Source organism: Aeromonas sp. R5-4 (assembly GCF_040908215.1).
GTDB lineage: Bacteria > Pseudomonadota > Gammaproteobacteria > Enterobacterales > Aeromonadaceae > Aeromonas > Aeromonas veronii.
In genome coordinates, this window is the sequence record NZ_JBFODG010000013.1 from 105,059 (window position 1) to 131,856 (window position 26,798).

General features: G+C 59.7%; 22 protein-coding genes. 10 read left to right on the forward strand and 12 right to left on the reverse strand.

Translation table 11 applies throughout. The annotated features are described in order from the left end of the window. Positions 1–36: 36 nt before the first annotated feature. Complete coding sequence (gene yjeH, locus AB5Y83_RS04870; RefSeq protein ID WP_270816831.1) at positions 37–1,317, reverse strand: L-methionine/branched-chain amino acid transporter; 1,281 nt, start codon at positions 1,315–1,317, stop codon at positions 37–39. 101 nt (positions 1,318–1,418) lie between these two features. Next, on the reverse strand, positions 1,419–2,318 hold the full coding sequence (locus AB5Y83_RS04875; protein ID WP_368174792.1) for a LysR family transcriptional regulator: 900 nt from the start codon (positions 2,316–2,318) through the stop codon (positions 1,419–1,421). A gap of 152 nt (positions 2,319–2,470) precedes the next feature. Here AB5Y83_RS04875 and AB5Y83_RS04880 point away from each other — a divergent pair, with 152 nt between their 5' ends. Beyond that, a complete protein-coding gene (locus AB5Y83_RS04880; RefSeq protein ID WP_368174793.1) occupies positions 2,471–3,493 on the forward strand; it encodes an MBL fold metallo-hydrolase in 1,023 nt (340 codons plus the stop codon). Between the two features lie 90 nt (positions 3,494–3,583). Beyond that, a complete protein-coding gene (locus tag AB5Y83_RS04885) occupies positions 3,584–4,303 on the forward strand; it encodes an ABC transporter substrate-binding protein (RefSeq protein ID WP_021229181.1) in 720 nt (239 codons plus the stop codon). Positions 4,304–4,394: 91 nt separating this feature from the next. Here AB5Y83_RS04885 and AB5Y83_RS04890 read toward each other — a convergent pair whose 3' ends face one another. Further along, complete coding sequence (locus tag AB5Y83_RS04890; protein ID WP_005338498.1) at positions 4,395–5,687, reverse strand: HAAAP family serine/threonine permease; 1,293 nt, start codon at positions 5,685–5,687, stop codon at positions 4,395–4,397. A 498-nt stretch (positions 5,688–6,185) separates the two neighbouring features. Here AB5Y83_RS04890 and AB5Y83_RS04895 point away from each other — a divergent pair, with 498 nt between their 5' ends. Together AB5Y83_RS04895 and AB5Y83_RS04900 are read left to right on the forward strand one after the other, a co-directional pair. After that, positions 6,186–7,124, forward strand: a complete 939-nt coding sequence (locus AB5Y83_RS04895) for a LysR family transcriptional regulator (RefSeq protein WP_058057374.1) — start codon at positions 6,186–6,188, stop codon at positions 7,122–7,124. 73 nt (positions 7,125–7,197) lie between these two features. Further along, the gene (locus AB5Y83_RS04900) at positions 7,198–8,610 is read left to right on the forward strand and encodes an MATE family efflux transporter (RefSeq protein WP_279488987.1); all 1,413 of its coding nucleotides are present in this window, start codon (positions 7,198–7,200) and stop codon (positions 8,608–8,610) included. 114 nt (positions 8,611–8,724) lie between these two features. On the opposite strand, the gene alsS is transcribed toward AB5Y83_RS04900, so the two are convergent. Both alsS and budA read right to left on the reverse strand, forming a co-directional pair. Continuing rightward, positions 8,725–10,395 carry an acetolactate synthase AlsS gene (gene alsS / locus AB5Y83_RS04905; protein ID WP_368174794.1) on the reverse strand — a complete coding sequence of 557 codons (1,671 nt, stop codon included), beginning with the start codon at positions 10,393–10,395 and terminating at the stop codon, positions 8,725–8,727. A gap of 18 nt (positions 10,396–10,413) precedes the next feature. After that, positions 10,414–11,208: an acetolactate decarboxylase gene (budA, locus tag AB5Y83_RS04910; RefSeq protein ID WP_005349809.1), complete on the reverse strand. Its 795-nt coding sequence runs from the start codon at positions 11,206–11,208 to the stop codon at positions 10,414–10,416. Between the two features lie 108 nt (positions 11,209–11,316). On the opposite strand from budA, the gene AB5Y83_RS04915 reads away from it, so the two are divergent. Beyond that, positions 11,317–12,252 (forward strand): LysR family transcriptional regulator, encoded by a 936-nt coding sequence (locus AB5Y83_RS04915; protein WP_124929994.1) that lies wholly within the window; start codon positions 11,317–11,319, stop codon positions 12,250–12,252. A gap of 25 nt (positions 12,253–12,277) precedes the next feature. Here the strand turns inward: AB5Y83_RS04915 and tyrS are convergent, their stop codons facing one another. Beyond that, positions 12,278–13,477, reverse strand: a complete 1,200-nt coding sequence (gene tyrS, locus AB5Y83_RS04920) for a tyrosine--tRNA ligase (protein WP_005347884.1) — start codon at positions 13,475–13,477, stop codon at positions 12,278–12,280. Positions 13,478–13,586: 109 nt separating this feature from the next. Between tyrS and AB5Y83_RS04925 the strand changes: the two genes are divergently transcribed. Next, positions 13,587–14,912, forward strand: a complete 1,326-nt coding sequence (locus AB5Y83_RS04925) for a peptidoglycan DD-metalloendopeptidase family protein (protein WP_279488986.1) — start codon at positions 13,587–13,589, stop codon at positions 14,910–14,912. A gap of 312 nt (positions 14,913–15,224) precedes the next feature. After that, the gene (locus AB5Y83_RS04930; RefSeq protein WP_279488985.1) at positions 15,225–16,346 is read left to right on the forward strand and encodes an anhydro-N-acetylmuramic acid kinase; all 1,122 of its coding nucleotides are present in this window, start codon (positions 15,225–15,227) and stop codon (positions 16,344–16,346) included. A 22-nt stretch (positions 16,347–16,368) separates the two neighbouring features. Here the strand turns inward: AB5Y83_RS04930 and AB5Y83_RS04935 are convergent, their stop codons facing one another. Continuing rightward, positions 16,369–17,241 carry a hypothetical protein gene (locus AB5Y83_RS04935; RefSeq protein WP_005338512.1) on the reverse strand — a complete coding sequence of 291 codons (873 nt, stop codon included), beginning with the start codon at positions 17,239–17,241 and terminating at the stop codon, positions 16,369–16,371. 410 nt (positions 17,242–17,651) lie between these two features. Here AB5Y83_RS04935 and AB5Y83_RS04940 point away from each other — a divergent pair, with 410 nt between their 5' ends. Both AB5Y83_RS04940 and AB5Y83_RS04945 read left to right on the forward strand, forming a co-directional pair. After that, positions 17,652–17,801, forward strand: coding sequence for a hypothetical protein (locus AB5Y83_RS04940; protein WP_368174795.1), 150 nt, complete (start codon positions 17,652–17,654; stop codon positions 17,799–17,801). Between the two features lie 614 nt (positions 17,802–18,415). Then, complete coding sequence (locus tag AB5Y83_RS04945; protein WP_368174796.1) at positions 18,416–19,696, forward strand: RidA family protein; 1,281 nt, start codon at positions 18,416–18,418, stop codon at positions 19,694–19,696. A 57-nt stretch (positions 19,697–19,753) separates the two neighbouring features. Here the strand turns inward: AB5Y83_RS04945 and AB5Y83_RS04950 are convergent, their stop codons facing one another. The 3 genes from AB5Y83_RS04950 to AB5Y83_RS04960 form a co-directional block, all read right to left on the reverse strand. Next, positions 19,754–20,476, reverse strand: a complete 723-nt coding sequence (locus AB5Y83_RS04950) for a PA1136 family autoinducer-binding transcriptional regulator (RefSeq protein ID WP_368174797.1) — start codon at positions 20,474–20,476, stop codon at positions 19,754–19,756. Continuing rightward, positions 20,473–21,336 carry a glyoxalase III HchA gene (gene hchA, locus AB5Y83_RS04955; RefSeq protein WP_368174798.1) on the reverse strand — a complete coding sequence of 288 codons (864 nt, stop codon included), beginning with the start codon at positions 21,334–21,336 and terminating at the stop codon, positions 20,473–20,475. Before hchA ends, AB5Y83_RS04950 begins: the two co-directional genes overlap by 4 nt. Before the next feature lie 145 nt (positions 21,337–21,481). Next, on the reverse strand, positions 21,482–22,354 hold the full coding sequence (locus AB5Y83_RS04960) for a LysR family transcriptional regulator (RefSeq protein WP_368174799.1): 873 nt from the start codon (positions 22,352–22,354) through the stop codon (positions 21,482–21,484). A gap of 135 nt (positions 22,355–22,489) precedes the next feature. On the opposite strand from AB5Y83_RS04960, the gene AB5Y83_RS04965 reads away from it, so the two are divergent. Continuing rightward, positions 22,490–23,518: an NAD(P)H-quinone oxidoreductase gene (locus tag AB5Y83_RS04965; protein ID WP_368174800.1), complete on the forward strand. Its 1,029-nt coding sequence runs from the start codon at positions 22,490–22,492 to the stop codon at positions 23,516–23,518. A gap of 220 nt (positions 23,519–23,738) precedes the next feature. Here the strand turns inward: AB5Y83_RS04965 and AB5Y83_RS04970 are convergent, their stop codons facing one another. Both AB5Y83_RS04970 and tkt read right to left on the reverse strand, forming a co-directional pair. Further along, positions 23,739–24,365 carry a hypothetical protein gene (locus AB5Y83_RS04970; protein ID WP_368174801.1) on the reverse strand — a complete coding sequence of 209 codons (627 nt, stop codon included), beginning with the start codon at positions 24,363–24,365 and terminating at the stop codon, positions 23,739–23,741. Between the two features lie 179 nt (positions 24,366–24,544). Beyond that, positions 24,545–26,536, reverse strand: coding sequence for a transketolase (gene tkt, locus AB5Y83_RS04975; RefSeq protein WP_368174802.1), 1,992 nt, complete (start codon positions 26,534–26,536; stop codon positions 24,545–24,547). Between the last annotated feature and the right edge of the window lie 262 nt (positions 26,537–26,798).

Sequence of the window (26,798 nt, forward strand, 5' to 3'; positions counted from 1 at the left end):
CAGGGCTTTCTCATTTCTTCGACCATCGGGGAGACGTTACTTCGCCAGCGGGAGCGCATCCTGCTGACGACTGCGGCGCAGATGACGCCGCCACAACGAGAAGCCGCCGTAGCCAAGACTCAGCACCACCGCATAGAGCACCTGAGTGGCGAGCGCTAACAGCACCAGAGCGCAGAGCAGCACGCTTATCCCCGCCAGCCCCTTGCCCACCCCGCCGAGCAGGCGCCAGCCCGCCGCCATGCAGAGCAGGTAGACCAGCACGAAATTGCCGTTGGCGTAGCGGATCAGCTCATCGAGCGGCAGTCGCAGCCAGATGATCAGGGTGATGCAGAGCAAGCAGATGGCGAGCACCAGACCGAGCGCCCGCAGCGGCGCGCCGCGCGCGGTGAGCACGGCCAGCGAAGGGGGCAACTTGCCTTCCCGCGCCATGCTCCAGATCAGCCGGGCAAAGCCCTGAATGTAGATGTTGATGCTGGCAAAGCAGGAGAGGTAGCCGAGCACCGCCACCAGCCACTTGGCGGTGGGGCCGAACAGCAGCGCCAGCAGGGAGGGGATGGCGGTTGCGTTTTTCGCCTCATCGCCGTAGAGGCCATATTTGAGCACCACCAGCGAGTGTACCCAGTAGATGAGCCCCGCCAGCAGCACACCGCCGAGCAGGGCGATGGGGTAGTCCCGCTCCGGCCGCTTGAACTCCTCCCCCATATGGGCAAAGGCTTCCAGCCCGACAAAACACCAGAACATCACCGCCAGCGCGGTAGCCATAGGGGGCCACTCATCCGCGCTCGGCAGCGGCCGGGCCGCATCGCGCCAGCTCACCTCCCCCTTGAACCAGATAAGCAGGGTGAGCCCCAGAATGGCGAGCGCAATCAGCAGTTGCAGGTTGCCGGAAGATCGCGCCCCGCGCAGCCCCAGCAGAAAGACCCCGAGCAGGGTGAGCAGCTGGATGGCCCAGAGGGTCCACTCCCCCATCTCGAACAGGGCATGCCAGAAGCCGGCGGCAATCATCAGGGCGGCAGGCAGCCCCACCGGCAGCACAGCCAGAAACAGGAAGGCGGAGAAGCGCTCGGCGCCGTTGCCAAAGGCGAGGCCAATCAGGTGCGGCGCGCCGCCCGCATGGGGATAGAGACGGCCGAGGCGAGCGAAGGTAAAGGCGATGGGCAGCACCAGCGCTATCAGCAGCAACCAGGCCCAGAGCGAGGCCTCACCCGCCAGCGAGGCGGCAGTCGCAGGTACCACGAAGATCCCGGTGCCGAGCAGCGAGGTGGCGAGCAGCCCCATCCCCTGCCAGAGCCCGAGATCCTTTTTCAACCCAGACATATCCTTTTGTCCTGACTAAAAAAACATCCCGCCATGTTAGGCCTCCCCCGCCCCTTTGTTAAGTACGATGGTTAAGCGCGGTGGCGAGAATATGCAGCCTTTTAGTCAGGCTCGGGCTCAGCTTGCAGGGATTCGGCCAGAAAATCCCCCAGCAGGGTGATCTTGAGCACCTGCCGCCGCGCCGCCGGATAGATGAAGTAGAGGGTCTTGGCCGGGCTCTGATAGCGACCAAGCAGCGGCAGCAGACGCCCCGCAGCGATATGCTCACGCACCTGTTCGGCTGGCTGCAAGGTGATGCCAGCCCCCGAGAGCGCAGCTGTCAACAAGGCTGGCCAGTGATTGATGCGCAGGCGCGAGGCGACCCGCACCTCCTCGCTCTGGCCATCCTCACCGACAAACTGCCAGCGCTCATGCTCGCCCCAGTTGCCGTGCAGACACTGGTGGCGAACGAGATCGGCCGGATGACGGGGCACGCCGTGGCGATTGAGGTAGTCGGGGGAAGCGCAGAGGCGGTAGTGCTGGGTCAGCAGCGGACGGGCAATGAGTGCCTCATCCTGCGGGCGCAGGGTACGGATGGCGGCATCGAACCCCTCCTCCACCAGATCGACCCAGCGCGGGGTGAGCTGCAGATCCAGATCCAGCTTGGGGTAGCGGTCAAGAAAAACGGGCAGCAGCGGCATCAGCCGGTGGTGGCCAAAGCTGAGGGGAGCGGCGATGCGCAGCCGTCCGGCCGGCTCGGCCAGCAGATTCTGGGTGAGCGACTCGGTCAGTGCCAGCTCCTCCAGTACCCGCTGGCAGCGAACCAAAAACAGCTGGCCCAGTTCGGTGAGAGTCTGCTGGCGGGTGGTCTTGTGAAACAGCTTGCCCCCCAGCCACTGCTCCAGCCCCAGCACATGCTTGCCCACCATCTGGGCGCTGATCCCCTCTTCGCTCGCCACCGCGCTGTAGGAGCCGAGATCCACCACCCGGGTGAAGATACGCATGCTGGTCAATCGGTCCACAACCGCTCCTTTGTTCGTTCCTGAGTAACACGACCCGCTACCGAGCCCCGATTCACAACCAAAAGTTTAGTAAGAAATGGATTTTAGCCAATTTATTTAACTTTTGGTTACCAATACAGTGATGCCGTCCCTTCCCCACAGGATAAATTCCCATGAAAAGTACCTATCTGGCCGCATTACTGGTCGGTCTGCTGGCTACCGGTGTCAGTCAGGCTGCCGAGAGCAGCTTTATCAGCAACCACGATCATGCCCCTGCCTCAGCAACTCAGGCCCAGCCCGATATCTTTCGGGTCAGCCTGCTCGGCACCGGCACTCCGGTGCCCCAGATCAGCCGGGGCGGCTACAGCACTCTGGTCGAGGCGGGTAACCAGAAGCTGGTGTTCGATTTTGGCCGCAACTCCGCCACTCGCCTGTGGCAGCTGCATATCCCCATCGGCCGGGTCAACGCCTTCTTCCTCACTCACTTTCACTCCGACCACACCAACGGGCTGGCGGATCTCTGGCTGACCGGCTGGCTGCAACCAGCCTATGGCCAGCGCCACGCGCCGATGGAACTCTACGGCCCCAAAGGCACCACAGCTCTCGCCCGTGGCTTGCAGCAGGCCTACGCCACCGACATCGCCACCCGGGTCAAGGATGAGGGAACGCCGCTGGATGGGGTGGAGATCAACAGCCACGAGGTCACCGCCGGGGTGGTCTACAACCATGACGGGGTCAAGGTAACCGCCTTTGACAACGACCACGGGGTCAACATCAAGCCGTCATTCGGCTATCGCATCGACTACCACGGCCACAGCGTGGTGCTCTCCGGCGATACCCGCTACAGCCCCGAAGTGGTGAAGCAGGCCAAAGGGGCCGACCTGCTGGTGCACTGCGTCTCCATGACCTCTGCCGAGCAGATGAAGGCCAACCTCGGCTACAAGGCGATCGCCGGTCACCTCGCCTCCCCCGAGCAGGCGGCCCGGGTAATGAACGAAGCCAAACCGGCGCTGACCGTGTTCAGCCATATCGGCCTCAACGGCAAGATCAGGGTGAAGGATCTGGCGCAGGATCTGCGCGCCCGCTACTCGGGCCCCTTTGTCATCGGCAACGACCTGATGCAGATTGATCTGCCTACCACGGCCTCCGGCAAGGGCTATGCCCTCTGGCAGTCGGAGAATATCGACAACAAATAGAGGCACGGATGCCGGTCAGCCATGGTCGGCATCCGCAATCGACACCGGGGGCTATCTTTAAGGGGTGTTTGACCACAAGGAGTTATCTCTATGAGCCTGAAATGGAAGCACCTCGCCCTGGCCACTCTTCCCTTGTTCGGCATGACGGCCGCGCAGGCGGCGGTGTTGACCAGCCTTGAATGGCCCCCTTACACCAGCGCCAGCCTGCCTGAACAGGGCAAGAGCAGTCAGGTGGTGACCGCAGCCTTTGCCCTGGCTGGCGACCCGCTGACCATCAAGTTCTATCCCTGGCAACGGGCCGTGGACGAGGCGACCAACAACCCCGAGGTACTGGGTTATTTCCCCGAGTATCTCGACCCCAAAAGTAGCTGCCTCTTCTCCGACCCCATAGGTAACGGCCCTCTCGGCTTTGCCCAGCGAGCCGATCAGCCGGTCACCTGGCAGAGCCTTGATGACCTCAAGGGCAAGAAAATTGGTGTCGTCACCGGCTATGTGAATACCACCGAGTTCGACGAAAAAGTGGCCAGCAAGGCACTCTCGGCTGACGCCACCAGCTCGGACAGCCAGAACCTGCTCAAGCTCGGCAATGGTCGGCTCGATCTGGCGGTTATCGACCAGAATGTGATGACCTATCTGCTGGAGAGCGATCCCCAACTCAAGGACGTTGCTGCCAACCTCGGCTTCAACGGCAAGATCCTCGAGGACAAGTCCCTCCACGTCTGCTTTACCAACTCCGCTAAGGGGAAAGAGGCGCGGGACAAATTCAACAAGGCGCTGGCCAGTGACGAGGTGAAGAAGCTGATGAAGTAGCGATACCGCATCCGCTCGCCGCCCCAAACAGCCATAAAAAAAGCCGCCTCTTGCGAGGCGGCTTCTTCATTCAACTTGGTAACCGGAGTTATCAGGCAATCAGCTTGTAGATGATACCGGACATGGCGATCAGGCCGATGATGGTCACGAAGCCGTTGCTGATGTTGCCAGCGTATTTGCGCATGGCCGGAACCTTGGTGATGGCGTACATCGGCATCAGGAACAGCAGCATTGCGATGATCGGGCCGCCCAGGTCTTCAATCATGCCGAGGATGCTCGGGTTGATGGTAGCGATGGCCCAGGTGGTCAGGATCATGAACACGGCAGTGACTTTGTTCAGTTGCTTGGTGTCAACGTTCTTGCCCTTCTCGCGCAGCGCCTTGGCCATCAGGCCGTTCATGCCTTCTTGCGCACCCAGGTAGTGACCCAGGAAGGATTTGCTGATGGCAACCATGGCAATCAGCGGAGCCACAGTACCGATAACCGGGTTATCGAAGTGGTTGGCCAGGTAGGACAGGATGGAGATGTTCTGTTCTTTGGCAGCAGCCAGGTCAGCCGGGGAGAGGCTCAGTACGCAGCTGAATACGAAGAACATAACGGTCATCACCATCATGACGTGGGCGCCCAGCAGGATGTTGCTGCACTTCTTCTCGGCACCTTCACCGTAACGACCTTTGTTGTCCACCGCGAAGGAGGAGATGATCGGGGAGTGGTTGAAGGAGAACACCATTACCGGGATAGCCAGCCACAGGGTCTTGATGAAGTCACCGTTAAAGGCGTCGGACAGGGCCGGGGCTTCAGTGATGATGGCACCGTTCCAGTGCGGGATCAGGTAGAACGCCAGACCCATCAGGGTGAGCACGAACGGGAATACCAGCACGCTCATCGCTTTGACGATAACCTGGCCGCCCAGACGAACAACCGCCATCAGACCGAGGATCAGGGCCAGTGACAGAACGGCACGGGGAGGTGCAGACATGCCCAGCTGGTGAACAATCACGCTCTCGACGGTGTTGGTGATGGCGACTGAATACATCAGCACGATCGGGTAGATGGCAAAGAAGTAGAGCAGGGTGATGAATTTGCCTGCGGTCTTGCCGAAGTGCTCTTCTACTACTTCAGTGATGTCGCCATCACGGGTAGAGCCGGACAGCACGAAGCGGGTCAGACCACGGTGAGCAAAGAAAGTCAGCGGCAGCGCCAGGATCAACATGGCAACCAGCGGCCACAGGCCACCTACACCGGCGTTGATTGGCAGGAAGAGCACACCGGCACCGATCGCGGTACCGTACAGACCCAGCATCCAGACCACATCGGCCTTGTTGACGCCGCGGGAGGTGTTGCTGGCTAAACGACCATCAGCTGCAATATTCATGTCAGACATACGTTGTTCCTGTCATCTAGGAAAATGGGATTCTTGTTTGGTCGGGCCTTGGCCCGGTTCCATCTCCCTGGAACGCCTGCTGTCCGTCCTTGATATTAACCTCTCGCCCCCCGGCAACCTGGCCATCACTCCTTGTGACAACAGGATTGCAACAAACAACAGTGCGAGATTTTGACCCTGAGGGTCGGCGCCCGTCTCACTTAACAACCGATTAACGTGCGCCACTCTTGATGGGCTGACTTTAATTAAATGCCCTTATTAATCACAGCGTTTTTTTGAATTAATCAACCAAAGTTTGATTTTGGTCGCCTTTCGGACGACCAAGATCACACTCAAAGCGCCTTATTGTGAGTTTTTTTTAACAATTAAACTTAGTTTCACTGGAATCAATGGCCTGCGAGCAGCTACATATTTGCAACAAGCCACCCGTTTAGCGCGGATTGTGTGCAGCACGGCCTTGGCGTACCCTTGTGACTCACGCCTTTTTGTTGATTCATGATGACCATTACCCGTACCGATCTCGCCGAACTGGCGGTGTTTGCCGCCGTCGCCCGTCACCGCAGTTTCAGCAAGGCCGCCCTCGAACTCGGGGTCTCCGCCTCCGCCCTCAGCCACAGCCTGAAAGGGTTGGAAGCCCGTCTGGGGGTGCGGCTGCTCAACCGCAGCACCCGCGCCGTGGTGCCGACCGAAGCGGGCCAGCGGCTGCTCAAGCAGCTGCTCCCCACCCTCAATACCCTGGAAGAGGCGCTTTGCGAGCTAGCCCGCAACAGCGATGAACCGGTAGGGCGACTCAAGCTCTGCGCCCCCCGCGGCGCCATCGACAGCCTGCTGGCACCTGTGCTGATCGACTATCTGGCCCGTTATCCGCGGATGCAGGTGGAGGTAGTGGAGCAGGAGCTGATGCCCCGGCTGATTGAAGATGGTTACGATGCCGCACTCTTTTATGGGGATCTGCTGCCCAAGGAGATGATCGGCATCCCCCTCGGCCCGCCCCAGCGCTATCTGGTGGTGGGCTCCCCGGCCTATCTGGCGGAGCACGGCGCGCCCGAGCACCCGAGCGAGCTGAGCCGCCACGCCTGCATCGGCTATCGCCTCACCCCGCACCACCACTATCGCTGGGCCTTTGCCGCCGACGGCACCATGCTGGAGATTGAAGTGACCGGGCCGCTCACCACCAGCACCCCGGCCCTCTATCTGGGCGCCGCCGAGGCGGGGCTAGGGCTCGCCTACTGTCTGGAAGAGGAGGTAAGCCAGAAGGTCGCGGAGGGGAAACTGCTCACCGTGCTGGAGCCCTGGTGCCCCACCTTTGCCGGCTTCTATCTCTTCTATCCCAGTCGGCATCAGCTGGGCAGCGGCCTGCGCATCCTGATCGACATGCTCAAGGCTCACTATCAAAACCCCGGATTAGTGAGCAATACTCAGCAATTCATCAAGTGAAACCCTGATTATCACCAAATAAGTATTAATCTAGACTAGCTGTTCGATAATCGAACTCCCCGAGAGAACAGATATGTCTGCCTATTTAACACTGCGGCAACGGGCCATGACCCGTCGCTTCTGGGCTTACGCCCTCCCCTCCATTCTTGCCATGCTGGTCTCGGGGGCCTACTACCTCATCGACGGCATCTTCGTCGGCCACTATGTCGGTGCCGCTGGCCTCGCCGGGATCAACCTGGTCTATCCGGTCATCATGGTGCTGATCGGTCTGGCCGCCATGATCAGCATGGGGGCGGCCACCGCCATCTCCTTCCAGCAAGGGGCGAAAAACGACACGCTGGCCCGTCAGGCGCTGGTCAACGCCCTCTGGCTGCTGGCCGGACTCGGGGGCGTTGCGCCGGTGCTGCTCTATTACACCCACACCGATATCCTGATGGGGCTGGGGATTGAACAGGGCACCGAGACCTGGAAACAGGCGAGCGACTACCTCACCTGGATTGGCGGCGGTACCCTGCTGCTGGCCAGCAATCTGGCGGTGCCCTATCTGCTGCGCAACGATGGTCGCCCGAAACTGGCCATGGTGCTGGTGAGCAGCGGCGCCGTGCTCAACATCATCCTCAACTACATCATGGTGGGTCGGCTGGGGCTGGGACTGATCGGGACTGCGCAAGCCACCCTGATGGCAGAGGGTGCGGTGAGCCTGATCGGTCTTGGCTACTTCTTTACCCCCTGGGCGCGGCTGCGCCTCAGCTGGCGGGATCTGGTGCCCAACCTCCCCGCCATGCCGCACCTGCTCTTTACCGGCCTGCCGAGCCTGATTGCCCAGTTCAACCTCGGGCTGCTCTTGATGCTGCACAACAGCCAGCTGATGGTGTATGGCAATGTGAAGGATCTGGCGGGCTTTACCGTGGCCGGTTACACCGAGGCGGTCTTTATCGTCATTCTGCAGGGGCTGGCGTTCGGCATTCAGCCGCTCATCAGCAAGGCGGCGGGGGCCAAGCGCCATCGCAACCTCAAGTACCTGATGGAGATGGGGCTCAAGTTCACCTTTATCTACGGCATGCTGGTGTGGCTCACCATCCAGCTGCTGCCGGGGCAGGTCGCCATGCTCTATACCGGCGATCAGGATCCCGAACTGCTGGCCGCCGCCATCAGCAGCCTGACCCTCAACCTCGGCGCCATTCCGCTGGAGGGGATCATCATGTTCGGCATCGTGCTGCTGCAATCCATGGCACGTACCCGTCAGGCGCTGGTCATCTCCATCGCCAAAACCGTATTGCTGCTGCCGCTCATCTTCCTGCTGCCGCAACTGTGGGGCCGTGATGGGGTGCTGATGGCCCAGCCCGCCACCGTGCTGCTGCTCACCCTGCCGCTCTGCTGGCTGCTGTGGCGCGAGTGGCTGCGCCTGAAGATGGCCTGCGCGCCAAAAAACAAGCGTCGCCCGCAACCGGCCCGCGCACGCGCCGCCGTCCAGCTGGCCCGTTAAGGCCACCCATCCCGCAAAACAATAAAAAACCGGCATCCATTGATGCCGGTTTTTGCTATATGGGCGGGTCTGCCTGCTCTTACACGAGGATTCAGGCCAGACTGCTGCCCACACTTATGCCAATACTTCTGGCCTGAGCTGGGCCATCAGCCCCGGGTTGTCGGAGTAATCCACCGGGATCGCCACCACCGCAGGCCCCTCCACCGCCAGTGCGGCCCGCAGGGTGGCACGCAGCTCGTCGGCAGAGCGCACCGCAAACCCGGCCGCCCCGAACGATTCGGCATAGCGTTTGAAGTCGATGGGACCAAAAGAGACGCCAGAGGTGCGGCAATACTTCTGCTGCTCCTGCATCGCCACCATGTTGTAGCCGTTATCGACCCAGATGATGTGAACGATATTGCTCTTGAGCCGCACCGCCGTCTCCAGCTCCATACTCGACTGCATAAAGCTGCCATCCCCCGATACAGAGATCACCTTCTCCCCCGGCCGCACCAGCGCCGCACCGATGGCCCACGGCAGGGCGACCCCCATGGTCTGCTGACCGTTGGAGATCAGCACCTGACGGGCGCGGAAGCTGTAGAGGTAGCGGGCAATCCAGATATGGAAGCTGCCCATGTCGACGCAGAGGGTCATGTCGTCGCGCACCAGATCCTGCAGCTCGCGCACGATACGCAAGGGGTGAACCGGATTGCCGTGCAGATCGTCGGCCCGCATTGCCAGTCGCAACCGCTGCTGGCGTACCCCTTGCAGCAGCCGATCCACCTCGGGGGGGCGGATTTTCGGATTGCCCATGATGCGGGTCAGCTGCAACAGGTTGGCGCGGATCGACCCCACCAGCTCGGCGGTCGGGCAGTAGCTGCTGTCGATATCGGCAGGCAGCACGTCGATATGGAGGATGCGCCGCTCCCGGTCGCCATTCCATAGCACGGGGTCGTACTCGATGGGGCTGTAGCCGATGCAGATCACCAGATCGGCCCCCGCCAGCAGCTGATCCCCCGGCTGGTTGTTAAACAGCCCCACCCGTCCGGCAAAGTCATCGAAGTGGCAGCTGTCCACCACCCCGGCAGCCTGATAGGTACCGGTCACCGGCAGCCGCGCCTTGTCGAGGAAGGCGCGCACTGCCTCGGCATTTTCCGGCCGGCTCGCCATCAGGCCGAGCAGCACCACCGGATTCTGGGCTTTGCGCAGCAGGGTCAATGCCTGCTCCATATTCTGCTCATCGGCGCAGCCCGGCTCCGGCACCTCGCGGGGCACCAGCACATTGCCCTGCACCGGCTTGTTGATGATGTCCATCGGCAGGCTGACAAACGCCGCCCCCGGCCGTCCCAGCTCGGCGGCGCGAAAAGCGTTGGCCATCACTTCCGAGATCGCCGCCCCGCTGTTGACCTGAGCGCTGAACTTGGTGACCGGACGGCAAAGGTTGACCGTATCCATGCTCTGATGAGTGAGCTTGAGGCCGTCGGCACGGCGCACCGCACCGCCCAGCGCCACCATGGGGTCCCCTTCCGAGGTGGCGGTCGCCAGCCCGGTAATGAGGTTGGAGCAGCCGGGGCCCGAGGTGACCAGCGCCACCCCCGCCTTGCCGGTCAGGCGCCCCACCGCGGCCGCCATAAAGGCGGCGTTCGCCTCGTGGCGCACCACTATGGTCTCGATGGGGGAATCCTCCAGCGCATCGAACACCCGGTCAATCTTGGCGCCGGGAATGCCAAACACCTGCTTGACCCCCTGCGCCTCCAGATGACGAACCACCAGCTCGGCACCGCACTTCCACTGTCTGTTTTCCATGTTATTGCTCCTTGTCTATTAGCCTTCGGCGGCTTGAATGGCGCGATCGAGATCGGCGGGGTTGAGGTCGGCCTGCCGGAAAGCGGGATCCGATGGCAGGGCCAGATTGAGGTGACGCACCACAGAAAGTCGCAGGGTGCCGTGGGCCATGGTGTAGTCGAGCAGATGGCCGCCCCCCTTGCGATCGGCGGTGATCATGTGTTCGTGAAAGCCCGCCACATTGACCCCCTGCACGAACGGCGGGCAGCGAAAGCCCACCAGAGTCCCCGCTACCGCGGCAAAGCGGAACAGCGGCTGCTGCTCGATGGCCTCCAGCATGGGGCGATAGGGGGGCTCCTGACGCGGCACGGTACGAACCTTGGCCATTTCAAACTGGCCATCGAGGCGCAGGGCGACGAAGACGTTGTCGGAGCCCACCAGCCGATCCACCCACTGGTGGATCTCGTCACGGCTCAGGGGGTGATCGAAACGACGCTCCAGACAGGGGCGAAAATGGGTCATCACCGCAAAGGGGGTCTTCTGATCGGCGCGGGCGGGCCGGGCCGAGCCATCGGAGCGCAACTGGTGGATCTGCCGCTCGAAGGCGATCAGCTCACCATCGAGGTGATTGAAGGTGCCGAGGCCAAAGTCGCCGTGGCGCAGCAGCTCGCTCATGGTGGTCTCCCCTTCGTAGACCCCCGCCAGCAGGGCGCTCATCAGGGAACTCTGGTAGATCTCGCCACCGTCATGCTGCCTGCGCCAGCGAGAAAACTGCTGGCTCACTTCGAGGGCACAGCTGCACCCGGCACTGTCAGATGTTGCAATATGTTCCATTCGGGTTTCACCTCCACCGTGAATCCTGTTAGCGTTCGGATCCAATGGTGACTTGGTTCACATTTCAACACCAATACGCTGATCCCATGACTTTGAGACTCAATCGATATGGAACTTCGTACGCTCCGCTACTTCATGGCCGTTGTTGAAAAGCAGAATTTCACCCGCGCAGCCGAATCACTCAACATGGCCCAGCCGCCGCTGAGCCAGCAGATCCGCAAGCTGGAAGAGACCCTGGGCACCCCGCTGCTGCGCCGTTTGACCCGCAGTGTCGAGCTGACCGAGGCGGGCGAGAGCCTCTATCGGGATGCGGCGCAGATCCTGGCGCTGGCCGATGCGGCAAAACTGAAGGTAAAGCGGATTGCCCGGGGCGAGCAGGGGGCGCTGAGGATCGGCTTCGCCGGTTCCACCGTGCTCCACCCCGCAGTGCTGACCCTGTTGCACGACTATCGGGAGCGCTACCCCGAGGTGGCCCTCAGCCCGCAGGAGGGCACCATGCCGGCACTGGTGGAGGCGCTACGCAACGATCGGCTGGACGCCGCCATCTTGCGGCTGCCCTGCCGGGGTAGCGAGGGCTTTGCCCATCACCTTATCGAGCAGGAGCCGCTGCTGATCGCCCTGCCCACCAGCCACCCCAAAGCCAAGCCTGGCCCCTTGCCACTGGCCAGCCTGAAGGACGAGAGTTTTATTCTGTTTCCCCACGCCATCGGGCCCGGGCTCTATGACGGCATCGTAGGTCTCTGCCGGGAGGCGGGCTTCGAGCCGATACTGGGGCCCGAATGCCCGCAGGTGATCTCCACCGTCGGCATGGTGCAGGCGGGCTTTGGCGTGACTCTGGTGCCCAGCTCGGTGGCGGCGCTGCGCCCTCTCGGGGTCAGTTATCACCCCATTGAGGGCAACGGCATGATGACCAGTATCAGTCTGGCGACACGGCCGCATCCAGGTAGTGCCGTGCTGCGGCACTTTATCGCCCAGATCCGTGCCGCCCAGATACGACAAGGCCTCCCGAAGGAGGCCCTGTTGAACAAGCTTGAACCGGTTTGATGGCCAGCTTGCCTGATGCGACGGCTTATTTGACAGTCACGCGGGCAAACTTGCGCTTGCCGACCTGATAGACAGCGGTACCGGCACCGATGAGTGCCTTGCCATCTTCCAGCTTCTCGCCATCCACCTTGACCGCGCCCTGCTTGATCATCCGCAGCGCTTCGGAGGTGGTGGCCACCAGATCGGCCTCTTTCAGCAGATTGGCAATGGCCAGCCCTTCGCCTTCCAGTGCCAGTTCGATTTCCGGCATCTCGTCCGGGATGGCGTTCTTGGAGAAGCGCTGGGTGAAATCTTCGTGGGCCGCTTCAGCCGCCGCTTCGTCGTGATAACGGGCGATGATCTCTTTGGCCAGCCAGATCTTCACGTCGCGCGGGTTGAGAGTACCGGCAGCGATGCCTGCCTTGAACTCTTCGATTTCGGCCAGCGGACGGAAGGAGAGCAGCTCGTAGTAGTTCCACATCAGATCGTCGGTGATGGACATGATCTTGCCGAACATCTCGCCCGGAGCGTCGTGAACGCCGATGTAGTTGCCTGCGGACTTGGACATCTTCTTGACGCCATCCAGACCCACCAACAGCGGCATCATCAGCACGCACTGGGTCGCCATGCCGGCATCTTTTTGCAGCTCGCGGCCCATCAGCAGGTTGAACTTCTGGTCGGTACCGCCGAGCTCAACGTCCGCCTTCAGCGCGACCGAGTCATAGCCTTGCAGCAGCGGATAGAGGAATTCGTGAATCGCGATGGATTGGCCGCCGGTGTAGCGCTTTTTGAAGTCGTCGCGCTCCATCATGCGGGCCACGGTCTGCTTGGCCGCCAGCTTGATCATGCCGGTCGCACCCAGCTCGCTCAGCCAGGTCGAGTTGTACTCGATGCGGGTCTTGGCCGGGTCGAGGATCTTGAACGCCTGCTCCGCATAGGTGAGGGCGTTGTGCTTGATGGCCTCTTCGGAGAGCGGCGGACGGGTGGCGTTCTTGCCGGAGGGATCACCCACCATGGCAGTGAAGTCACCGATCAGCAGGATCACTTCATGGCCCAGATCCTGGAAGGTCTTCAGCTTGTTGAGGATCACGGTATGACCCAGGTGAATGTCGGGGGCGGTCGGGTCCATGCCCAACTTGATGCGCAGCGGGCGCCCTTCCTTCAACTTGGCGACAAGTTCTTCTTCAACCAGAATTTCTTCCGCTCCGCGCTTGATCTCGGCTAGCGCCACCTCGAGCTGGGACATTTTTTGACTCTCCATCACGATTCCACAGGGCCAAACATATTACTGGAATGGCGGGCCAATTGGAAAGGCTGTAAAATCCTTCCATTCTGCCCGACTTCATCTGCTTCTCATGGTTATTTGGCACGCCTTCAACGCACTCCCCCACTGGCACCGCAAGATGGTGCTGATCTTGAGCATCATGATCATGATGCTGGCTGCCTGGCCAAGCGAACAGGCGGTGGCAACACGGGTCGATGAAAACGGCAACGAGATTGCCCTGCGGGAACCGGCTAACGACAACGCGCTAAACGACGATCTGCCAGCCGAGGCCGCCCAGCCTGTCACCCCGCCCAAGCCTCGCTACATCACCAAGCAGGTGAAGGTGCGCCGTGGCGACAACATGGGGGTGATCTTCCAGCGCATTGGCCTGAGCACCACGGATCTGCACCTGATCGATCAGCTCGAGGGCAGCGATCCCCTGCGGATGCTGCAACCTGGGCAGGAACTCACCTTCAAGCTCACCGAGAACGGCGAGCTGCACAGCCTCTATTACCCCCACAGTCTGGAGCAGGCGCTCAAGGTGAGCCGCAAGGAGGAGACCTTTGTTGCCCGCAACGTCAAAATCGCCCTCGACACCCGCGAACAGGTGAGCAAGGGGGAGATCCGCTCCAGCTTCTGGGGCGCCGCGGTGGATGCGGGGATGACCGAAGATCAGATCATGGACTTGGCCGCCATCTTCGGCTGGGACATCGACTTTGCCCAGGACTTGCAACCGGGAGACAGCTTCCGGGTGGTCTATGAAGACAAGTTCCGCGACGACGAGCGGGTCGCCTCCGGCGATATTCTGGCGGCGGAGTTCGTCAACCAGGGCGAAACCTATCGCGCCGTGCTCAATGAAGATGGCAACTACTACACCCCGGAAGGCAAAGCGATGCGCAAGAGCTTCCTGCGTGCGCCGGTCAACTTCAAATACATCAGCTCCAACTTCAACCCGCGCCGCCTCCATCCGGTAACCGGCAAGATCCGCCCCCACAACGGCATCGACTATGTGGCGCCAGTGGGAACCCCCATCATGGCGGCGGGCTCAGGCAGCGTGGTGGCCGCCGGTTACAACCAGTTCAACGGCAACTACGTCTTTATCAAGCATGCTGGCAACTATGTGACCAAGTACCTGCACCTCTCCAAGCGCACCGTCAACAAGGGGCAGCGGGTGAAGCAGGGGCAGACCATCGGCACTCTGGGTGGCACAGGTCGCGTCACCGGCCCGCACCTGCACTACGAATTCGTGGTGGGCGGCATTCACAAGAACCCGCGCACCCTCACCCTGCCGCAGGCAGAGACCCTGAGCGGACGCGAGCTGGCCAACTTCAAAAAGCTGGCGATGCCGCAACTGGCCAAGCTCGACAACCCCGAGCTGCAGCTGGCCCAGAACAAGCGGGATAGTCGCGGCAACTAGCCATCTGGGCTGGCAGGGTGAAGGCCCTGCCAGCCCCTTTTATTGAACCCGCGCCATGCAATCAGATTGAAATGAGTCCACTTTCAGACATAAGATGAGATGGAACACCGGGAGCGGCATGTGGCACGGAAGCCAGGGCTTATCTATCCTGTCTCTCTCACTCTTTTTCCGGTCCGCATTGAGGATGCAACATGGTTGAGCGTTATATCGGTCTGATGTCAAAGATCACGCCATGTGGCATGGGATGAAAGCCGTTCCCCTCTTCACCCTCTCTGCACACCGCATTTTCGAACAGCAATGTAAGGAGACACCATGGCTGAGCGCTATATCGGTCTGATGTCGGGAACCAGCATGGACGGCATTGATGCCGTGCTGGTGATGATCGCCGGGGATGAACTGCGGGTCGAAGCGGCGCTTTGTCACCCCTGGCCGCAAGAGACCGCACGCACGCTGCATGCCCTCTGCACCCCGGGCGACAACGAAATCGACCGCATGGGTGTGGCCGATAATCTGGTGGCGCGAGAGTTTGCCGCCGCCACCGACGCGCTGCTGGCCAAGGCGAAGCTTGAGCCCAAAGATATTCGCGCCATCGGCAGTCACGGCCAAACCATCCGCCATCGCCCCCAGCTCGGCTTTACCCTGCAGATCGGCAACGCCGCCCTGCTGGCGGCGCTGACCGGCATCGACGTTATCGCCGATTTTCGCACCATGGATATGGCCCTCGGCGGTCAGGGGGCGCCGCTGGTGCCCGCCTTCCATCAGGCGCTGTTTGCCAAACCCGGCGCCCTGCGGGTGGTACTGAACCTCGGCGGCATCGCCAATATCTCGGTGCTGCCGGGCAATCCGGGCGGGGTATATGGTTTTGATACCGGCCCGGCCAACACTCTGCTCGATGGCTGGTATCGCCGCCATCAGCCCCACGGCGGCAGCTATGACGCCGGTGGCAAATGGGCCGCCAGTGGCAAGCCCATCCCGGCCCTGCAGGAAAAACTGCTGGCTCACCCCTACTTCGCCGCCCCCGCCCCCAAGAGCACCGGACGGGAGATGTTTACCCTCGATTGGCTCGATGGGGAGCTGGCAGGCACTTCATACGCCCCCGTGGATGTGCAGCGCACCCTGCAGGCGCTCACCTGCCACAGCATCGCCCGCCAACTGCCCGCCCGGCCCGAATCAGTCGGTGCCAGCCAGCCGAAAGCCGAGCTGTTTGTCTGCGGCGGCGGTGCCCATAACGCCCCATTGCTGAAGGAGCTGGCCAGCCTGCTGCCCGCATGGCGCATCGCCAGCACTGCCGAGCTGGGCCTTGCCCCCGACTGGGTGGAAGGCGCTGCCTTTGCCTGGCTGGCCATGTGCTTTGTTCATCGCAAGCCGGGCAATCTGCCCGCCGTCACCGGCGCCAGCCGTCCGGCTGTGCTGGGTGCCCTCTATCCCGCCTGAGTGATGACAAGGGGGCTGCAGATCAGTGTGCCCCCTTGAACAGACGCACAACCTGTTGCCGGATCGGTGCAAACAGCGGGGGCTTTGGCGGCTCCAGATTGATATGGCGCCGCCCGGCACGGGTTTCACAGCGAAGCAGATTCTGGATGTAGTGGTGGTGGGATCGATGGATCAGCTGTGAGGCCTGATACGCCCACTGTCTGGGCACGCCCCACAGGGTGCTGGCAATCGCCCCGACGATGCAGAAGAAAGCGGGCTCCTGAATTCCCATCCGGCTGGCGTTCTCCAGCGCCTCCTTGAGCGAGTTGGAGTGAGCAATACAGGTCATGATATTGACCATGAAGGCGTCGTAATCATCCTCCCCACCCTTGCCAACGCGCGCCGTCAGGGTCGCCGCGGGCTGATAACCAAACTGATGGCCGATATTTTCCAACACCGTATTCCGCTGGCGGATCACCTTGCCATAAAACATCAGCATCACCATGCAGTCGATCGCCTTGCACAGCGCCTCGTAGTGGGGATGGCTCTTCTTGGGACGCGGCGCCGTGGCGAGGGCCAGCTCTTCAGAGATGGCCAAGAGGCCCACAGGTACGGCGGTGCTGACAAACGAGAGATCAATCGACAGCTCCAGCCCCTCCTCCCCTTCCATGCGGGCCACAATCACATGTTCGCCAAACAGCCGACGCTGGCGCTCGATAAAGGCGCCAAAGACCAGATCACGAAACTGCTTTTGCGGATAAGGGGTATCGAGCAGGCTCTCGATGGTCATGATGGCGGCGGATACCCGGCCGCGCAGTCGGTAATCGGCAGGAATGGGAAAGCTCTTTCCCAGGCGAGGAGGTAACCGCTGCCCAGATGTTTGACAATACATATCGCCCAGAACGAAACCCAGCATAAATCCTCCACAGTCAGGTAATGATGATCGCGACGCGATCTCGTTTGCCAATCCTGGGCAATGGCCTGCCGGTGCATCGATGCTCTCCGTCAGGGCTCCTTGATTACCTTATTAATCATACGATTAATAGCGAGTGAAAAAAGCGACCTGACTCGCAATCACGCCACCAATTAACAGTTTCATCAAGAAACCATAAGAAGTGGTCGATAAATCCATTTTTTGACGCATTCCCTTTTAAAAACAATATATTGAACTTTATTCCTGCGAAATCACCTGAGCTGTTCCCGAGCCCTGAAAACCATCCCAATCATCACAACCAGCCACAGATAAGAGGGAGATCAGACAAAGCCGCAAAAAAATGGAAAAAGCGATGACGCGGGGCAAGCCCCCTATCGGGGGATACAACCGGAGTGAAGAGACTCGTATTGCCACCACCGCCCCTCATCCAACGCCACCTTTCATCCAGCACCACAGCTCCCGCACTCCGTCACGCCAACGCCAACGCCAACGCCATGCTCCCCACTCCTGTGCAGCAGGAGCAGATCCGCCGTGCAAATTAATGGCATAGAATTTTATGGCGTTAATAACAGATCCCGGCTGCCAGTAAGGCATCATCGAGTATGCCGGAATAATCGTTAACAGAGAGGAATGCAAAAGCCGTGAGTTATATTCCAGAGGTATCTTTAATAAGGTGGATATGCATATTCACGGGAATTTTCATAGCCCCTTAAAAAAGCTGAAAACAGATATCCATGCACCATAATATGCATTATTTGCACATCGGCGCATAATATTAACCCTTTATTCACACGCCAATATCCCGAAGAGGGGGAGAGCAAACCCAGTCAGGGCAAGGCTGTCCGCCGGTTCGGCACCATTTGCGCACAAATTGGCTCCTATTTCGGGTGAATTGAATAGCAATATGATTAAATTTGCACCCATTGAGCCATCTCATAGAAATGCAATCAGCGGTTTGCAACCCCTGATAGCCACTCATAGAATCGCAGCGTCTGAAATATCTACCCTGTCCTCTTCTCCCTTATTCCTCTCAGTAATTGAGTGGATCACAAATAATAACCGGGGATGCCGCCGCTGGCGCAGTGGCCGTGGCGCACCACAAGATGGGGTAAACCTGTACCTGAATGAACAACAAATATTAAAAAGAGGCATATCTATGAGTGGCACCATCATCAAGTCGGCAAGAAATACCCCCCATGCACCCCAGGATCTGGGCCCCTGCACCCAAACGGTGGCGTTTTCTCATTACAACAATATCTCGGCCCAGCTGCCGGTCGATCCCGCCACCGGCAAGATGGTGAGTGGCGATGTCACCGCGCAGGCCAGACAGTGCCTGAGCAACCTCAAGGCAATCATCGAGAGCATCGGCCATGTGATGGACGATATGGTCAAAGCGACCATCTTCCTCAAAGAGATGGCCGATCTGGAGGCGGTCAACGCCGTCTATCGCGAATTCTTCCCGGGCTATCTGCCGACCCGCACCACCCTCGCCGTCGCAGCCCTGCCGCTGGGCGCGCTGGTGCAGATCGATGCCATCATCTCAAACGGCGAAGGCACCTTCCCGCAAGATCCTTGCCCGCTGGTGAAGCTCGCCCGCAACAGTGACAAGGCGCCGCACAATCCGTTCTCCACCCATACCGTGGCCTTCTCCCACTACAACAATATCGGTGCGCAACTGCCGGTCGATGCAGCCTCGGGCCAACTGGTCGCCGGTGGCATCAAGGAGCAGGCAGGCCAGTGCCTGCGCAATATCAAGGCGGTGCTGGAGAGTATCGACGTGCCGTTTGACGATATCGTCAAGGTCACCGTCTATCTGACCGATCTGGCCGATCTGGAAGCCGTCAACGAGGTCTACACCACCTTCTTCCCCGACTCCGCCATCGCCCGCGCCGTGGCCTATCTGCCTGCCCGCTCGGTGGTCAGTGCGGCCGCCCTGCCCATGGGGGCTCGGGTGCAGATGGATGCGGTCATCTCCCACGGTGACGGCACCCCGCCGCAACTGGTGGAAGACAGACACAATCTGGTGATCCGTGCCCGCAATACCGACAAGGCACCGCGCAGCCCGCTCTATTGCCAGACCGTCGCCTTCTCTCACTACAACCATCTCTCTGCCCAACTGCCGATAGACCCCGCCACCGGCAAGATCCTGGCTGGCTGCATCAAGGAGCAGACCGCCCAGTGCCTCAGCCATATCAAGGCGATTGTGGAGAGCATCGGCCATGTGATGGACGATATCGTCAAGGTCAATATCCAGCTCGGCAATATCGCGGATCTGGATGCGGTCAACGCCATCTACACCAAATATTTCCCGGGTTATCTGCCTGCCCGCACCGTGATTGGCGTGAGCGAACTGCCCGCCGGAGCCCTGGTGCAAATTGATGCGGTGATGTCCAATGCGGAAAGCACCCCGCCGCAGGTGTCATGTTGCGGTAAATAAAAAAGAGACCGGCTATATGCCGGTCTCTTTTTACATGCCTGACAAAGGGATGGCTCCTCAGCCCTCGATATCGCGGTTCCTGATCGCCACTCTGACCGCCTCTGCCGTGGTGGCCACACCGAGTCGACGGCGGGCACTGCGCAGATGGTTCTCAACCGTGCGCACCGAGAGTTTCAGGGTGGTGGCGATATCGGCATGGCGCCAACCCCGGGAGACCCACTCCAGCACTTCGCGCTCGCGCCCAGTGAGCCCACGCTCGTGACCCGCTACCGGCATCTCCATCAGCCGACGAGCTGCATGAAAAGCCGCCGCCGCGATCAGCGCAAGGCCAACCCGAGTGTGGGAGCTGACATCGATCTGATCGCCACCAAAGCTCATCGCCCCTTCCAGTCCCAACGGCCCATAGACGGGTACCTGCAAGCCATGTCGGCCCGGCCCCTCAGGCTGGCGAACGATACGGTACTGCTCGCCAACGGCACCAACCGTTTTGCTCCAGAAGAAGGGCTGGTCTCGCTCCCTGATATGCATCGCCATCGGACACTCGCGCATATAGGCATGCAGGTCGACCGCCTCGCCGCTCTCCAGCCACTCCCCCTCCAGCCAATAGAGGTGCTCGACCACCGCCTCCTCGCTGGCACTGATGGAGAAGAGCGCAAAGCGGTGATACCCCAGCGGGGTGGCAAAAGCGCGCACCAGCTGCTGGATCTCCTCCAGCCGCTGGCACCCTTCCAGCGCCACCGCGACCTGCAATGCATTCGCTGGCGATGACGACAACCTCATCGCTTGGCAACCGCCTCCAGCAAGGTGGTAGCGGCCAGCTTGCCGAGGTTATTGCCTGCCAGCGGGCTGTCACCGGTCAGCAGATTGCGATCCCGGCACACCTCTCCCGAGATGCCGTTGTTGACGATCTCGAAGCCAATCTCTTTGAGCTTCTCGCCAAACTTCCAGGTGAGGTGGCCAGGCATATAGCCAATTGCCGGGGTCTGGGCATCCAGCTCATCGGGGAAAGCGCAGATCTTGTAGCCCGCGAAGGTCTCTGGATTGGCCACCGCCAGCAGCGCAGCAGGCCCGTGACAGAGGGAGATGATGAAGCGATCGTTGGCCATCGCCCACTCCAGCAGCGCTTTCACCTCGGCACTCTCCGGCAGCCCCATCAGGGCGCCGTGGCCGCCGGGAATAAAGACGCCGATATAGTCCGAGTCGGCGGCCAGCGCCTCTTTCAGCAGATCGGCCAGCTTGGCCGGTTGGCGGAACTGCGCCTGATATTTGCCATAGAGCCCCAGCACCTCTTCATCTTCGCCGGGCATGGCCCACCACTCGAACTTGACCGGATTGCCGGAGAGGGTGGCCACATCAAAGGCAAAGCCCGCCTTGTCGAGGTGATACATGGGCAGCAGGGTTTCGACCGGATGGTTGCCGGTGGAAAACAGGGTGCCGTTGTCGGTGGGCAGATAGCGCTCATCGGCCCCGATCAGCAGGATCTTCCAGCGCCCCTCCCGATAGGGAGCGGGATAGTCGGCCCCGGCAAGGTCAGATTTGCGCGAGGTGAACTGGCTCAGGGAGTAGGGCGACGGGAAGAAGGCATTCTGCTCTGCCGGATCCGAGGTCGGTTGTTTATCGTCAACAAGCATATCGGTCATGGGTCAGGCTCCAGTAGTGGTGGACTCGGTCTCACAGTATTGACTGTCAGAGACCAAGTAAATGAGGGTTTTCCCTCAACCGCCATGACTATGGCAAGAGGTGTGACCGCGCTGCGACAAAACCTGAACAGAATCCCCGCCAGACTTAGGCCATCGCGGCAAATGCCCTGACGATGGCATCCATGACCGCCCTGACCCGCGCGGCATGCTGCACATCCTGATGGGTCACCAGCCAGACATCGTAGGATTGCTCTAATTGCCGCTCGGGCCAGACCCGCACCAACCCTGCTTGCTCGGCAAGCGGAACCGCCACCTCGCCAAGCCCCAGCCCCATCAGCAGGGCCTGACGCAGCATCAGGCTGGTATTGACCCCCGCGGCGACCGTGGCCCCCTCGGCCGCCTCTTCGAGCATCATTGGCGAGCGAGCGCTCTGCCAATGGGGCTCATACACCACCAGCGAATGGCCCGCAAAACCGGTGCCCGCTTCGGGAATGCCATGACGATCCAGATAGTCGGCGGAGGCATACAACCCGACCGGCCAGGAGGCCAGCTTGCGAATAATCAGGTCGGGATTGTCCGGCTTCACCGTCCGGATCGCGATATCAGCTTCCCGCAGGGACAGATTGACCACCTGGGTCGAGGTATTGAGGATGACCCTGATATCGGGATAACGCTGATGCAGCTCAGTCAGAGCCGGTATCAGGAAATCCATCCCCAGGGTGTCTGTGGTCGCCACGCTGACCTCCCCAACCAGACGGTTGTCGACCCCTTGCGCCGCCCGCACGAAATCAATGGCCGCCAGCTCCATCTGCTGGGCGCTGGCCAGCACGATCTCCCCGACATGGGTCAGCACATACCCTTTGGATGTGCGGAGAAACAGCGTGGCCGCCAGACGATGCTCCAGTGCGGCAATCCGTCTACCAATGGTTGCCTGATCGACCCCGACCACACGGGCGGCGCCCCTCAGGCTACCTTCCCGATGCAACGCCAGAAAAATTTTCGCATCATCCCAGTTCATCACGACTCCCGATTGAAATGCATTTTTGCATTACAGGTGAGGGATAATACTGCGTTTATTCATCAGCAATCTCCACTATCTTGGTGCTCATCCCACTCGGGGAACCTCATATCACCTCGTTACAAGGAGCCGCTGATGCATAACGCCTATTCCATTCCCGCCACCATGAGCGCGGTAGAGATTACCCAGCCAGGTGGCCCCGATGTCTTGCAACTGACCACCCGCGCCACACCCAAGCCCAAGCCGGATGAGGTCTTGATCCGGCACTATGCAACCGGCATCAATGGGCCGGATGTGATGCAGCGCAAAGGGCTCTACCCGCCTCCGACAGGAGCATCGGATATTCCCGGGCTGGAGGTCGCCGGGGTCGTGGTCGCCAAGGGGGAGCAGGTGACCCATCTCAAGATTGGCGACAAGGTCGCCGCGCTGATTTCGGGTGGCGGCTATGCCGAGTACAGCGTCGCCCACCAGAGCAATGTCCTGCCCCTGCCGCCCGGATTGAGCTTTGTCGAAGCCGCGGCACTGCCGGAAACCTTTATGACGGTCTGGTCAAATATGTTTGAACGGGGCCAGTTTAAAAAAGGCGACATCATCTTGATTCATGGCGGAGCCTCCGGCATCGGCACGACCGCCACCATGCTGGCCAAGGCATTTGGCGCCGCCAAAATCATCACCACGGTCGGCTCACCCGAGCAGCAGGCCGCCAGCATCAAGCTGGGCGCGGATGTGGCCGTACTCTACAAGGAGGAGGATTTTGTCGAGGCCGTACATGCCGCCACCGATGGCCATGGCGCCGACATCATTCTCGATATCATTGGCGGAGAGTATGTCGCGCGCAACTATACGGCGGCCGCCATCAATGGTCGCATAGTCCAGATCGGCATTATTGCGGGCGCCGCCCCCAATCTGGATCTGTTTCCCATGCTGCAAAAGCGGCTGACCCATATCGGCTCCACCCTGCGCTCGCGTACTCCGCAGGAAAAAGCCGAACTGATTGCCCAGCTGCAAACTCATGTCTGGCCATTTATCGAACGCGGCGAGGTCAAACCGCAGGTTTACCAAACCTTCCCGCTGCATGAGGCCGCTGCCGCTCACCATTTGCTGGATTCAGGCCGTCATATTGGCAAGCTGATATTAACCATGGCGCCGTTGTCGTCAGATTGATAAAGCCCACAGTGAAGCAGGCCGAGGTGGGATGTGGCGATGTCCAGTGCTGAAAGCACCCCGCCGCAGGCGTAAGGGGTGCGATAAATAAAAATAGACCGGCTGATAGCCGGTCTATTTTTTGGTAACAGGGTGGGATATTATTTTTATGGCATCGTCTTAAAAACGCGAACGTCCGATTACGCTTCGCTAATCGAACCTACGAGCTATTTAGATAGCTCTACTGCAATTTTTGGTTAAAAATATATGTAAAACCGGTTTTCCCATCAGTACGACAAAAATGCAAATTATCCAAAGCCACACATATTTCAAAACTGAGTAATGCAACTAGTTTTTGATTTGAAGAGGCCAATGTCATTTTAAATAATGAGTCATCAACCGCAGATAGCCCTATTAATACAGGGTATATGGCTGCCCATATATCAAGTGCCTGTGGCATTACCCTATGAATATCAATGGCAATATTCTTCATATCCATTGAACATAGATGTTCAGGGCTACAAAACATAAACTTTTCGTGAAGTACAGCCCTCAACGGCACATTACCGACCAGTGATTCATCAAGAATATTAGATAACTGCGATGCATAAAACTCGATATCTTCTCGTGCTTGCTGCAAATAATACTGGTCATTCATCTGTTTCTGTAAAGAAAGCTGACGAATCAAAACTACTAACGTAATAAATCCGAGTATTGGTGCATAGATACCTCCAATTGCCGAGCCAAATTCGGCCCATCGAGAGTGGTCTTGTGACAAATCTCCGCCAAATGTATTTACATATAAAGCAACAGGGGAAAATAAAAGTACAAAAACAACAACTATAATAACCCAACCTCTTATAACCATAGCTTAACCTTTATTAAGACAATGAAGATCAATCATCAAGAAAAAGTACTATCAACTCTCAGGCATTGAAATATATTTTTAATTTACTATTTTCCTGTGCCAATAAAAACGCCCCCCATCTTGCGATGGAGGGCGTTTATTTTCCAGCTATTGGGTCAAGCTGGCCCAATCTTCAGGAATTACAGGGATTCAGCGGTCGCAACCACGTTTTCCACGGTAAAGCCGAATTCCTTGAACAGCAGCTCGGCCGGTGCGGACTCACCGAAGGTGGTCATACCGATGATCTTGCCGCCGAAACCGACGTACTTGTACCAGTAGTCAGCGATGCCGGCTTCGATGGCCACACGCTTGGTGACGGACATCGGCAGGACGGACTCCTTGTACTCGGCAGACTGGGCGTCAAACACGTCGGTAGACGGCAGAGAGACCACGCGCACGGCACGGCCCTTGGCAGTCAGCTGCTCATAGGCGGCAACGGCCAGTTCCACTTCGGAACCGGTGGCGATCAGGATCAGCTCCGGAGTACCGGCACAATCCTTCAGCACGTAACCACCCTTGGCGGTGTCGGCCAGTTGCTGGGCAGTACGATCCATCTGGGCCAGGTTCTGACGAGAGAAGATCAGAGAGGTCGGGCCGTCGGTACGCTCGATGGCGTGTTTCCAGGCGATGGCAGATTCAACCTGGTCACACGGACGCCAGGTGCTCATGTTCGGAGTCAGACGCAGGGAGGCGATCTGCTCAACCGGCTGGTGAGTCGGGCCATCTTCACCCAGACCGATGGAGTCGTGGGTGTAAACGAAGATGGAACGCTGCTTCATCAGAGCGGCCATGCGCAGAGCGTTGCGGGCATACTCCATGAACATCAGGAAGGTGGCGCCGTAGGGGATGAAACCACCGTGCAGGGCGATACCGTTCATGATGGCGGACATGCCGAACTCGCGGACACCGTAGTGGATGTAGTTGCCGGAGGCGTCGTCGTTGGTCAGGGACTTGGAGCCGGACCACATGGTCAGGTTGGACGGAGCCAGGTCAGCGGAGCCACCCATGAATTCCGGCAGCAGCTTGCCGAACGCTTCCAGTGCGTTTTGGGACGCTTTACGGGTTGCGATCTTGGCCGGGTTGGCTTGCAGGGTTTCGATGATCTTGGCGGATTCAGCAGCCCAGTTGGCCGGCAGTTCGCCTGCGGTGCGGCGCTTGAATTCGGCAGCCAGAGTCGGGTGAGCGGCTTCATAGGCGGCGAACTTGGCAGCCCAGTCGGCTTCCAGTTTGGCGCCCTTCTCCTGACCGTTCCACTCGGCAGCGATGTCGGCCGGGATAACGAACGGGGCGTGGTCCCACTTCAGGAACGCGCGAGCAGCGGCGATCTCGTCGTTGCCCAGCGGTGAACCGTGGCAGTCGTGAGAACCGGATTTGTTCGGGGAGCCGTAACCGATGATGGTGCGGCAGCAGATCAGGGTCGGCTTGCCGGTCTCGGCCTTGGCGGCTTCGATGGCAGCGTTGATCGCTTCCGGGTTGTGGCCATCAACAGCCGGGATAACGTGCCAGCCGTAGGCTTCGAAGCGCTTGACGGTGTCGTCGGTGAACCAGCCTTCTACGTGACCGTCGATGGAGATGCCGTTGTCATCCCAGAACGCGATCAGTTTGCCCAGTTGCAGGGTACCGGCCAGAGAGCAAGCCTCGTGGGAGATACCTTCCATCAGGCAGCCGTCGCCCATGAAGGCGTAGGTGTAGTGGTCAACGATGTCGTGACCCGGCTGATTGAACTGGTCAGCCATGGCTTTTTCGGCGATCGCCATACCAACGGCGTTGGTGATGCCCTGACCCAGCGGGCCAGTGGTGGTTTCAACGCCCGGTGCATAGCCGTACTCCGGGTGACCCGGGGTGCGAGAGTGCAGTTGGCGGAAGTTTTTCAGATCGTCGATGGAGAGGTCATAACCGGAGAGGTGCAGCAGGGAGTACAGCAGCATGGAGCCGTGGCCGTTGGAGAGAATGAAACGGTCGCGGTCGGCCCACTTGGGGTTGTTCGGGTTATGTCTGAGGTGGCTACGCCACAGCACTTCGGCGATATCCGCCATTCCCATGGGGGCGCCCGGGTGACCGGAGTTGGCTTTTTGAACGGCATCCATACTCAATGCACGAATGGCATTGGCAAGCTCTTTACGAGAAGGCATCTGAATCTCCTGCGATTGCTTCATTTGATGGCCAAGATTAAGGCGCGTTATTGTCCCAGCAGGGCGCGCGGCGTGCAAATATTATCTGGATGAATAAAGTGGCTTTGGGAGGACAATCGCTTTTCTTGCCCGCTATTGACCAAAGCAACCAGAGAAAAACGTTTGATTTCCATCCCTTTCGGGATAGGAGAGCACCGCTTGTGACCCATTGGCCACTGCGCGACAAAATAGTGCTGGCAATCACGGGGGGCGCTAATTAAAA